The following is an 11,233-nucleotide window of genomic DNA, read 5'->3' as shown; positions in this document are numbered from 1 at the left end:
GCCAACGCGGGTCGCAGGCTAGCACCGCAGTCATCGAACCGTCTATGCCCGTTCCATGCTCGACAGGCATCAGTGCCCAAGTTGCGCGCGGGACTGATGGCGAGCCACCGCGGGAAGTGTGCTTGCGGGAACGTTCCCCGGCTGCCGACCCCGCAGGTGGGGTTCGCTACCTGGCGTTGGCCAGACTCTTCGCAGCGTGGGCGAGTCTGTAGGAGTTGGTGCCGGTTTCGATGATGTTGCCGCCGAAGGTGAGGCGGTCGACGATCGCGGCGCACAGGCGGGGGTCGGTGAAGGTTTTGGTCCAGCCGGCGAAGGACTCGTTGGACGCGATCGCGACGGAGGCTTTCTCTTCGCGTTCGGTGAGGACTTGGAAGAGGAGTTCGGCTCCGCGTCGGTCGAGTTGCATGTAGCCGAGTTCGTCGATGCAGAGGAGGTCGACGCGGCCGTAGCGGGCGATGGTCTTGGCCAGGATCATCTCGTCGGCGGCTTCGACGAGTTCGTTGGCGAGTTTGCTGGCCAGGGTGTACTTCACGCGGTAGCCGGCCATCGCGGCTTCGGTGCCGAGTGCGATGAGCAGAATCCTTCTATAAGGCCGCAACTGGACTAACCCCGTTCAAGCCACTAGAGGAGAGGGGGGCGCTCACGGAGGGAGCCGAGAAGTTGCTCCCGGAGTTCTGTACTCACCTGAATCAGCAAGTGACGGTTCTCCTCCACGCGCTTCCTCAGTCGACGTTGAGAGAAGATGTCAACGCGCTTCCATTGATGGCGCTCGGAGCGCAGGCTGATGGCTCTTGGAGAACTCAGATTGGGAGCAAGGCAACGAAGCAAGTCTTCGAGTCCATGAAGCAGATCGTCCGAGACGCCGGACGCACTTTCACAGAGACGCCGGTTTCCATCACGGTCGAAAACAACTCCCAACGGGAGGTGACCCTCGCTCTCGCCGCCGATCCGGACGTAGTCATCCGGGAGGACTTTGGCACAAGCAGCGAGTACAAGGCCGCTATCGAGATCAAGGGCGGCACCGACTATTCCAACGTCCACAACCGAGCCGGTGAGGCCGAAAAGTCTCACGCGAAGGCCATTCATGACGGTGCTGGTACATGTTGGACCATCATCGACCTGCGCGGCGCCGACATGTCCCGCTTGCGCACGGAGAGCACTTCAACGCGCGAATGGATTGACCTCACGGAAGTGTTGAATCGTAAGGGGACGACTTGGGATCGCCTCACCCAGATAACGCGTTCTGCCATGGGTATCTGAGGCCGGTCAACGTCCGGACGGGTTCGCGCACAAACCGCGCCGACCTACCGGAACCTGCTCGCGGTCCTCACCGACGGTGACCCGGCTGGGCTCAGTCGATGGAACCGACGATGAAGCGGGTACTTCCGGGTCGACAGCCCGAGCTTTGGTCAGGGTTACCCGACATCGAAGGGGCGGACGCGCCGGCGGTTGCCACCACCTGCCCGGCGCTGTTCTCGATCCGCAGTGGGTCCTCGCGCGCTACCGAACCCGGCGGCCACACCAGCGTCACCTCTGCGCCGTTGTCGGTGACGACCCAGAAGCAGGCACGCCCATCGACGACTTCACCGTGGAGTTCGCTGTCGGCCGTCAAGGCTGCGCCACGCGCGCTGCCAGCGGGGGAGGTGTCCAGCATCAAGGCCTCGGACGAGGATGGTGAGCATCCGGTCATGGTCAGGCCCAGGCCGGGCAGCACCAAGGCCACAAGGACCCTGACCGCTGCCCGGCCTGTGCGCCCCTGCCTAGGACGTGACACTCGACACCCCGAAGTGGCTGGAGATAGTGCTCCACTTCTCGGCATACATGGTGCTGCCCGCCCGCGCGATGTGGATACCTCGCGGGTAGACCGTGGAGGATCCCTTCAGGACCAAGGGCCCGCCGGAGTCTCCGCCGGCGGTGCTTGTACCGCCGGTGTAGGACGCGAGACCGTAGGTGCAGCCCGAACTGTCACAGAACGAAGCCGACAGGGATTGCACAACCTTCCCGCAGTTCTCGTTGGTTGTCGTTCCACTGGTGCAGTATGTCGCCCCCACGGCCGGGTTGCTGGCCGCACCGGTGCGCCAGCCGGTGCCCGTTGAACCTCCCATGTAGATGTAGCTGCCGTAGCTCGAACCTGACAGCAACGCCATGTCGTAGGCCGGGAACGGGCCGCGGCTGGTCATCTTGCCGAAGTAGTTCGTGCTTGAGTACCACTGCGAGTTCAGCCCTCCGCAGTGGGCCGCGGTCAGCGCGAACCGAGTGCCGGCGGAGTTCTTCACGATGAAGCCCGACGAGCAGCCAGCACCGCCGCTGGTGATGCGCGCCCCGCCCCAATGCGGTGTGCCGTCAGAGGCGCGCGAGTCCCGGCCGGCTTCGTCAGCCTTCACGAACTTGATGGCCCCACCCTTCTTCGACAGCGCCGCCACAGCTGAGGCGTCGAGATTGCCGTCGATCCGCACCATGTCGTTGGCGGCGTCGTAGTAGAACCCGTACGCCACATCGGCCCGCTTGGACGTCGCCCGCAGGCCCTCGATCTGGCTCATCAGGTCCGCAAGCGAGGCCTTGGTGAACACGCTCGCCCGCGCCCGGTCTGAACCAGCGACTCGGGAGTCGGCGAAGACTCGACTGACGACCTGTCCGCCCTCGGAGAACGCGCCCGGCGAGACATCCTCGGACAGTGCCCCGTCCCGGGCCGCTCCCTCCTGCGCCAGGGCTGCCGCGTCCCCGGCGGTACCCGCCGCTGACCGTGCTCCCGCACCTGCCTCGGCCGCGACCTTGGCCGCCTCAGCCCCTCCCGGGTCGCCGGCCTGCGCCATCGGCGCCATGGCCGCGGCCAGCGCCGCCAGCGACGCGACCGCGATGGGAACCGTTCTCTTGAACCTCATCACCAGACCTCCTTGTCCGCACCCCTGCCAAGACCCCCTATAGGCCCTGAGCGTCAGGGCGTTGGCTTCCAGGGCGGCGAGCCACTTCTCGGACCACTCCTTCAGCGTCACCGACTGGGCTTCGACCATCGCGACCTCGGCCTTGCGGGCGGACCGGCGCTCGGCTGGCGGCACGAACCGGCCGCGAGCAATCTGCCCGCGAGTGATGTCGAGCGCCGCGCGTGCATCCGTAAGAGTGTCGAACATTCCAAGGGAATGCGTACGCCCCTCGTAGTCGACCCTGACCCGGTAACGACCTCGATACCGGGTGACCCCCCTCGGCAGCTTCGCAGGTGCAGCCATGCGTCCTCCGCGAGTCGTCCCGTTCAGGAGGTGGTCGGGCCTGGGCTACACGAACTCATCCACCACCTGTGACAGCTGTGTGACAGTTCCTCTGGCGTGTCAAGTCTAGACATGACACGTTGTGTCCGCATCACAGACAACGCCTGATCTGCGCGTTTGCGCAGATCAGGCGTTGTTTTGAGCACTGAACAGCGTGGGAGCGAACCGCATGGGTGGAGGTGGCGGGAATCGAACCCGCGTCCACTGACGGGAAACCAGGGCTTCTCCGGGTGCAGTGCGCTGTGGACCGCTTGCGACAGCGAGCAATCCGGCATTTCTCGGCCCCAGCGCTCGCGCGCACACGTCCGCTGACAGGCCCAGTCGAGTAAGAGTCCCGCGCCGTCCCCCGACATGACGACGCAGCAAGATCCCTAGATGACGCTGGTTACTGAGTCAGGATCAAACTCAGGCCAACGGACTTCGAGGCTCGCTCAGGCGGCGAGGGCGAAGTCGGTGCGCTTGGAATTGGCACCTATTGGTTTGCACAGATCGTTAACGAGATAACCGTGCGTCCTCGACCCGCTTCCCCATGGTCTGCCGACCAATGTCGAAACCGATCACCCCCCTGAGGGGGCTCACTCCCACGCTGTTCAGTTGTGACTGCGCCGATATCGTCGATGCCGCGGTGCGGCACCCGATCGACACCAGTCAGTATGCCGTTCAACACCGACACCCCCAAACGACATTCCTGCCGGGGCGGGCCTCAGGGGGTGAGGCCGGCCTCAGCGGTCGGACGTCCCGAGGACGTCGCGCGAGGGTTGCTGCCACCCGACGGACGCGAGGTGGACGCAGGGTTGGGCGACGTGGTGGGTTTGGCGGTCGGCGTGGCCTTGGGTGGCTTGCTCGGCCTCGTCGGCGTCGTCGGCGGCTTCGGGGTGGGCTTGACGGGGTGCGTCGGCCGGGCTGTTGGGCTCGGGACCGTCGTCGGCGGCGCTGCCGCGGATGCCGGGCTGCTGGGGTCGGCGGGCGCCGGGGGCTGCGCGGCTGGGGGCTGCACGGCTGGGGCCTGCGAGGCCGGCAGCGCCGGGCTCACGTCGGCCGGAGAAGTCGACGAGGGGACTCGCGGGCCGGTCGTGCCGGGGCCGGTCGTGCCCGGCCCGACCACTGGGCCGTTCACCGGCGACACCGTGCCCGGCGCCGACGTGGACTCGACACGCTCACCGACGACGCCTCCGGGCACGGGGGCGGGACCCCCGGCGATGAAGGTCATCAGGGCCACGACGGACAGGGCGCCACCAGCCACCGCGAACGACTCGAACAGGCTCGCGGCAGCCACCGTACGTTTCCGCGCACCATGTCGTGCGGCATGGCCTGCCATGTCGTCAACTGTAGTGCGCCCGAGGGCACTTCAGGCCCGCGTGTGGCCGTTGCTTGGATCGTGGAGCGAGCGGGTCGACAACCGCACCGGATGCCGTGTCCGGGCGACGTCGACCGCGTAGCCACCCGCGTCGAGAAGCTCCCGGGGAAGCGGCCCACCCTCCGGGTCCCACACCCACGTCAGGCCGACCGCTGTACCAAGGGTGGCGCTCAGGGCCGCACTGCTCACCTGGCCCACGGGCACACCCTCGCGCAGCAGCAGCTCACCGCCCCAGAGCACGGCCGCCGCGTCCTCCACGACGAACGACGCCAACCGGCGGCGCGGCCCGACGGCCCGCTGCCGCTCCAGCGCCTCCCGACCGATGAAGGCCCGATCACCGGCCAGGTCGCAGGTGAACAGCAGCCCCGCCTCCAGTGGGGTGCGGTCCGGGCCCAGCTCGGCACCGAAGGCCCGGTAGCCCTTGTCCAGCCGCAGGGCATTGATGGCGTGGTACCCGGCGAGCCGCAGACCGAGGTCGCCGCCGGCATCCACGACGCGGTCCCAGACGCCGGTCGCGAGCTCGGTCGGCACCATGAGCTCCCAGCCGAGCTCGCCGACGTAGGTGATCCGGGTGGCCCGCACGAGCGCGGGGCCGATGTCGATGATCCGGCTCGTGCCGAACGCGAAGCCCTCGGCGCCGACATCAGCCGTCGAGATCCTGGCCAAGAGCTCGCGCGAGCGCGGACCCATCAGCCCGAACACGGCATACGCGGTGGTGACGTCCTCGACCGTCACCTGCCACCCGCGGGCGACGTGCCTGCGCACCCAGTCGGCGTCCCGCACCGGTGATGCCGAGCTGGTCACGATCAGCCACTCGCTGTCGCCGACCCTCGTGACGGTGACGTCGGCCTCGTAGCCGCCCCTGCTGTTGAGCATCGCCGTGTAGACGGCTGTGCCGACAGGGCGGTCGACGTCGGCCGTGCAGACCAGGTGCAGCAGCGCCAACGCGTCGGGGCCGTGCACCCGCAGCTTGCCGAACGAGGTCTGGTCGAACAGCGCCACGTCCTCGCGGGTGGCCCGCTGCTCCTCGTCGACCCAGTCGTGCCACGGCTGTCGCCCCCACCCGTAGGTGGCCGGACGCTGCGACGGCGGCACGCTCAGCGGCGCGACGTAGTTGGGCCGCTCCCACCCCATCTTCGAGCCGAACCACGCCCCAGCCGACTCGAGACGGTCGTGCACCGGCGAGCAGCGGAAGGGGCGGGCGGTGTCGAGCTCGCGCCCCGGCCACGGCACCGCGTAGTGCAGCCCGAGCACTTCGGAGACCCGCTCGCGCAGCCACGGCGTGCTGGCGTGGAACGGGGCGAACCGCCGGATGTCGACGAGGGCCAGGTCCTCCTGGGGCTCCCCCGCCACGACCCACTGCGCCAGCGCGCGACCGGCGCCACCCGCCGAGGCGATGCCCACCGAGTTGAACCCCGCACCGACGAAGAACCCGGCGACGTCCGGCGACTCGCCGAGGATGAACTGGTTGTCGGGGGTGAAGCTCTCGGGCCCGTTGTAGAACTTGCGGATCCCGGTGCGCTCGAGCACCGGCAACCGGTGGATCGCGCTGTCCATGAGCACGGCGAAGTGTTCCCAGTCCTCCTCCAGCAGCTGGAACTCGAACGGGTACGGGATGGTCTCGGGCGACACCCACGGTTTGGCCTCGGGTTCGAAGCCGCCGACGACGAGGCCGCCGACCTCTTCCTTGACGTAGGTCCACCCGTCGGGGTCGCGCAGGATCGGCATGCCCGGCGCCACGCCGTCGATCTGGTCGGTGACGACGTAGAAGTGCTCGGCCGAGTGCAGCGGCACCACGACGCCGGCCATCGCCCCCACGGCCTTGGCCCACTGCCCCGCACAGTTGATGACCACCTCGCAGGCGACGTCCCCGGCATCCGTGCGCACGCCGCGCACCCGGCGACCACCGGGCGCGGTCGGGTCGGCCACGACGTCGAACCCGGTGACCCGCACCCGTTCCCGCACGGTGACCCCGAGCTGACGGGCACCCTTGGCCAACGACTGGGTGACGTCGGTCGGGTTGGCGGTGCCGTCGCCGGGCAGCCAGATCGCGCCCTGGAGGTCGTCGGTGTGCAGCAGCGGGTACCGCTCCCCCGCCTGGGCCGGGGTCAGCAGCTCGCAGTCGAGGTCGTAGGCGGCGGCCGTCGCGGCCGTGCGGCGCAGCGCGGTCATCCGCTCGGGCGTGCGCGCGACGATCAGGCCCCCGCACTGTCGGTACCCGGTGGACAGCCCGGTCTCGGCCTCGAGCCGCTGGTAGAGGTCGGCCGAGTGCTGCACGAGCCGGGTGCCGCTCTCGCTGGCGCGCAGCAGCCCGACGAGCCCGGCCGCGTGCCACGTCGTGCCGCAGGAGAGCGTGCCCTGCTCGAGCAGCAGCACGTCGGTCTCTCCGAGGTGGGCCAGGTGGTACGCCGTGGAGGCACCGATCACTCCCCCGCCGACGATGACGATCCGGGCCCGCTCCGGCAGCGCCGTCGTCGACGCCTGGCGAACAGCCTCGGATGCCGGGGCACCGGTGCGCGGGTCGGTCACCTCTGCCCCTCCCCTGACGCCCGGGCGAGCAGCTGCTCGAACCGGGAACTGGCGGCCAACCGTTGCGCGGGTTCCCACTTGTCCATGGCCCACCCCCAGAAGTCGAAGTCCAGGCTGCTCATCCCGTCCTGGATCATCCCCCACAGCGTCCAGCCGTAGCGGGCGACCCAGCCCCACAGCTCGGCGCGGGCGATGCGGGCGTCGAGGCCTTCGGGCGTGAGGAGGTCGCCGTAGTAGGCGGTGCACAGGGCCGCCAGCTGGTCAGGGTCCAGGTGGGCCTCGGCAGCGGCGTTGCCCAGCTCGAAGGACGGCTCGTTCATGCCGGAGTACTCGTAGTCGATGATCCGCAGGTCCCCGCCGTCATCAAGCACGTTCGCGGCGAGCAGGTCGTTGTGGCAGGGCACGAGGGTCTCGGGCCCCAGCGCGAAGGCCGCCCGCACGCGCTCGAGGTGAGGTTCGAGCGTGAGGTAGTGCGGCGGCATCCGGAATCCGTGGTCCTGCACGACTGCGAGGTACTGCTCGCGCAGGGCGAACATGTCGAACCGGCCGATGAACCGCGGGCCCGCGTGCAGGCGGCGCAGGGCCGCGGCCAGCCGCACCGGGTTGGCGCCGACGTCTGGGTCGCCCCAGGTGCGCCCGGGAAGGAACCCCACGACCATGACGCCGCGGCCCTCGAGGTAGTCGATCACGGGCGCCCCGACCCCGGCTGCGGCTGCCGCCAGGGTGTTGTGGTGTTCGGCATGGCGATCGACGCCGAGGAGCCCGGTGTCGGGCGACGAGACGCGCACGACGACGTCGAGACCGGCATCCGTGCGCACCCGGTAGTTGACGTTGGTCAGCCCCCCGGGCAGGGGCGTCACGTGACGCCCCTGCCCGGTGAGGACGGGGATGCCGTCGAGCAGCGTGTCGAGATCGGCCATGGTCAGTGCCCGATCAGGACAGCGGGTCGCCCGGCTTCCAGTCGTGCGTCGTGCCGCCGTGGGCGGTCTTGCCGTGGTGCTCGAGCTCGATCTCGTCGGCGCTCGTCGTGCCCTCCGGCAGGTCGATCGTCATCTTCGGGCCGGTGAACCACTTCTTGGCCGACAGATGCCACCCGATCCACAGCACGATGAGCGAGCCGACGGTGAGGATCGGCGCGTAGTTGACGAACTTCCACTCGAAGTTCTCGTTGAAGGGGTTCGCCGCCGGGGTGAAGGGAAGGATGAAGTAGACGCTGATGACAGCGATCTCGGCCACGGCGATCGGGGCCATCCACTTCCACTTGTTCCCGAGGTTCCACGACCCCTGCTTGAACGAGTCACCGGCTCGCCACCGCAGGAAGATCGGAATCGCGAAGGCGACGTACAGCCCGATGACCCCGACCGACACGACCGCGTAGAAGGCGGTCGGCACGATGATCGGTGCCTCCTCGGTGCCGATGTTGACCTCGACGAGGGCCGGCACGGTGATGAGCGCCGCGATGACCGACGAGATGAGCACCGCGTTGGCCGGGACCTTGCGCGAGTTCAGCCGCGCCCAGTACGACGAGCCGGGGACGGCGCCATCGCGCGAGAAGGCGAAGAGCATGCGGCTCGTGGACGTCATGCAGGCCGTGGTGCAGAAGAACTGCCCGATGCTCGCGATGAGGAGCACCGTTCCGGCCCAGCTCGACGACAGCGCCTGGTTGAAGATGACGCCGACACCGCCGCCGCCGGCCGTCACGGCCTCCGGGTCCTGCACGGCGAAGAGGAAGGCGAGCAGGAGGATCCAGCCGCCGATCGCGGAGTAGAAGATCGAGCGCCAGATGCCCTTGGCGGCACCGTCCGCGGCGTCGTGCGTCTCCTCGGAGAGGTGTGCCGACGCGTCGAAGCCGGTGATCGTGTACTGCGTGAGCAGGAATCCGAGCGGAAGGACGTAGAACCAGAAGCCGAAGCCACTCGTGTCGCCGCCGGCCAGGCCCCCGCTGTTGTTGACGCGCATCGTGAAGACGTCGTTGACGCTCATGTGCTTCTCGGGCAGGAAGACGAGGATCGCGATGATGATCGCGGCGCCGGCGACGTGCCACCACACCGAGATGTTGTTGAGCATGGCCAGCAGGTGCCCGCCGAAGATGTTGATCATCGCCGTGAGGAAGAGGACCACGAGGAACATCCAGAAGACGCGCTGGAGGCTGTAGCCGGCGGCCCACGACTCGCTCATCGTGCTGAACGAGAGGTCGAAGAACGTCGCGGCACCGTAGGCCACGGATGCGTCGATCGCGAGCAGGCCGATGAGGTTGAGCCAGCCGGTGTAGTAGCCGGCCTTGGCGCCGCCGAGCTTGCTGGCCCACCAGTAGATGCCACCGGAGGTCGGGTAGGCCGACACGAGCTCGCTCATGCAGAACCCGATGATGAGGATGAAGACGGAGATGAGCGGCCAGCCGATCGAGATGGCGATCGGGCCGCCGTTGTTCCACGCCTGGCCGAAGGTCGTGAAGCAGCCCGCGAGGATCGAGATGATCGAGAAGGAGATCGCGAAGTTGGAGAAGCTCGACCACGATCGGTTGAGCTCCTGCTTGTAGCCGAGCTCGGCGAGCAGGCGTTCGTCGTCAGAGAGGTGCACATCAGCCACGGTTTGCTCCCATGGGTCCGGCCGGCCCCGAAGTGACCGGCGTCATATGTGGTGCGACGGGCCGATGTTAGGGCTCCCGGGACGTCATTGGTATGGCTTTGGGCCATTCTTTGTCTTCGGCGCGTCGCCGTTTGCGCTACGGAATCCGTCGCCACCGGGCCTTGCGTCCGGCACTCCGGCAGCCCCGGCGACCAACCTGCCGGACGCACCGTGAGGGGTGGGCGTGTGCAAGGGGCGGAACGAGGGAGGCGCGGGCGGGCCGTGCTCACTAGGCTGCGGACCACCGGCCCCGCGGCCGGGTGACGTGCCCACCCCGACCCGGGAGGTCCCCCGTGTTCACCAAGATCCTCGTCGCCAACCGTGGGGAGATCGCGGTCCGCGCGTTCCGCGCGGCCACCGAGCTCGGCGCGAAGACGGTCGCCGTCTTCCCGCACGAGGACCGCAACTCCGAGCACCGGCTCAAGGCTGACGAGTCCTACCAGATCGGTGAGCCCGGCCACCCGGTGCGCGCCTACCTCGACCACGAGAACATCGTGCGGGTCGCGGTCGAGTGCGGCGCCGACGCCATCTACCCGGGCTACGGATTCCTCTCCGAGAACCCCTTGTTGGCGGAGGCCTGCGAGGCCAACGGCATCACGTTCATCGGCCCACCGGCATCCGTCCTCCACCTCACGGGCAACAAGTCGCGGGCGATCACAGCCGCCCGCGCCGCCGGGCTGCCGACCCTGGCGAGCGCCGAGGCGTCGACCGACCTCGACGCCCTGGCTGCAGCCGCCGCGGACATCGGCTTCCCCGTCTTCGTCAAGGCCGTCTCCGGCGGCGGCGGCCGCGGCATGCGGCGCGTGGATGACCCGTCGACGCTGCGCGAGTCGCTCGAGGCGGCCCAGCGCGAGGCCGATGCCGCGTTCGGCGACCCCACGCTCTACCTCGAGCAGGCCGTGGTCAACCCGCGGCACATCGAGGTGCAGCTGCTGGCCGACGGCTCCGGCTCGGTGCTGCACCTCTACGAACGCGACTGCTCGGTGCAGCGCCGTCACCAGAAGGTCGTCGAGATCGCGCCCGCGCCGAACCTCGACCCCGCCACTCGCGCACAGATGTGTGCGGATGCCGTGCGCTTCGGTGAGTCGATCGGGTACCGCAACGCGGGAACGGTCGAGTTCCTCCTCGGCGAGGACGGCCGCTACGTCTTCATCGAGATGAACCCGCGCATCCAGGTCGAGCACACCGTCACCGAGGAGGTCACCGACGTCGACCTCGTCGTGGCGCAGATGCGCATCGCGGCGGGTGAGTCGTTCGAGGACCTCGGGATGAAGCAGGACGACATCTACGTGCGCGGGGCGGCGTTGCAGTGCCGCATCACCACCGAGGACCCGTCGAACGGCTTCCGACCGGATGCCGGTCAGATCAGCGTCTACCGCTCGGCCGGCGGTGGTGGGGTTCGCCTCGACGGCGGCACGGTGTTCGTCGGCGCGCAGGTCAGCCCCCACTTCGACTC

The 11,233-nt window shown here is 68.6% G+C and carries 7 protein-coding genes, 1 other RNA gene and 2 pseudogenes; 2 read left to right on the top strand and 8 right to left on the bottom strand.

The window, feature by feature from the left end:
* Positions 1-166: 166 nt before the first annotated feature.
* A pseudogene (locus PLL68_RS09440) lies at positions 167-577 on the bottom strand (ATP-binding protein); the annotation flags it as partial.
* Positions 578-636: 59 nt separating this feature from the next.
* On the opposite strand from PLL68_RS09440, the pseudogene PLL68_RS09435 reads away from it, so the two are divergent.
* Positions 637-1,260, top strand: a pseudogene (locus PLL68_RS09435) (XcyI family restriction endonuclease); the annotation flags it as partial.
* A 91-nt stretch (positions 1,261-1,351) separates the two neighbouring features.
* Here PLL68_RS09435 and PLL68_RS09430 read toward each other — a convergent pair.
* From PLL68_RS09430 to PLL68_RS09400, 7 genes are all read right to left on the bottom strand, one after another.
* Positions 1,352-1,723 carry a hypothetical protein gene (locus tag PLL68_RS09430; protein WP_324533511.1) on the bottom strand — a complete coding sequence of 124 codons (372 nt, stop codon included), beginning with the start codon at positions 1,721-1,723 and terminating at the stop codon, positions 1,352-1,354.
* A gap of 37 nt (positions 1,724-1,760) precedes the next feature.
* On the bottom strand, positions 1,761-3,224 hold the full coding sequence (locus tag PLL68_RS09425) for a S1 family peptidase (RefSeq protein WP_324533510.1): 1,464 nt from the start codon (positions 3,222-3,224) through the stop codon (positions 1,761-1,763).
* A gap of 210 nt (positions 3,225-3,434) precedes the next feature.
* Positions 3,435-3,828: a transfer-messenger RNA gene (gene ssrA, locus PLL68_RS09420) on the bottom strand.
* A gap of 138 nt (positions 3,829-3,966) precedes the next feature.
* Positions 3,967-4,539, bottom strand: coding sequence for a hypothetical protein (locus PLL68_RS09415; RefSeq protein WP_324533509.1), 573 nt, complete (start codon positions 4,537-4,539; stop codon positions 3,967-3,969).
* Between the two features lie 72 nt (positions 4,540-4,611).
* The gene (locus tag PLL68_RS09410) at positions 4,612-7,149 is read right to left on the bottom strand and encodes a GcvT family protein (protein ID WP_324533508.1); all 2,538 of its coding nucleotides are present in this window, start codon (positions 7,147-7,149) and stop codon (positions 4,612-4,614) included.
* Positions 7,146-8,069 carry a phosphotransferase gene (locus PLL68_RS09405; protein ID WP_324533507.1) on the bottom strand — a complete coding sequence of 308 codons (924 nt, stop codon included), beginning with the start codon at positions 8,067-8,069 and terminating at the stop codon, positions 7,146-7,148. Before PLL68_RS09405 ends, PLL68_RS09410 begins: the two co-directional genes overlap by 4 nt.
* 13 nt (positions 8,070-8,082) lie before the next feature.
* The gene (locus PLL68_RS09400; RefSeq protein ID WP_324533506.1) at positions 8,083-9,738 is read right to left on the bottom strand and encodes an amino acid permease; all 1,656 of its coding nucleotides are present in this window, start codon (positions 9,736-9,738) and stop codon (positions 8,083-8,085) included.
* A 332-nt stretch (positions 9,739-10,070) separates the two neighbouring features.
* Here PLL68_RS09400 and PLL68_RS09395 point away from each other — a divergent pair.
* A partial coding sequence (locus PLL68_RS09395) for an ATP-binding protein (protein WP_324533505.1) occupies positions 10,071-11,233 on the top strand: 1,163 nt, incomplete at its 3' end.

Origin of the sequence: Ornithinibacter sp. (genome assembly GCF_035443565.1) — a bacterium.
GTDB lineage: Bacteria > Actinomycetota > Actinomycetes > Actinomycetales > Dermatophilaceae > Fodinibacter.
This window is presented reverse-complemented; position numbering and strand designations above follow the sequence as displayed.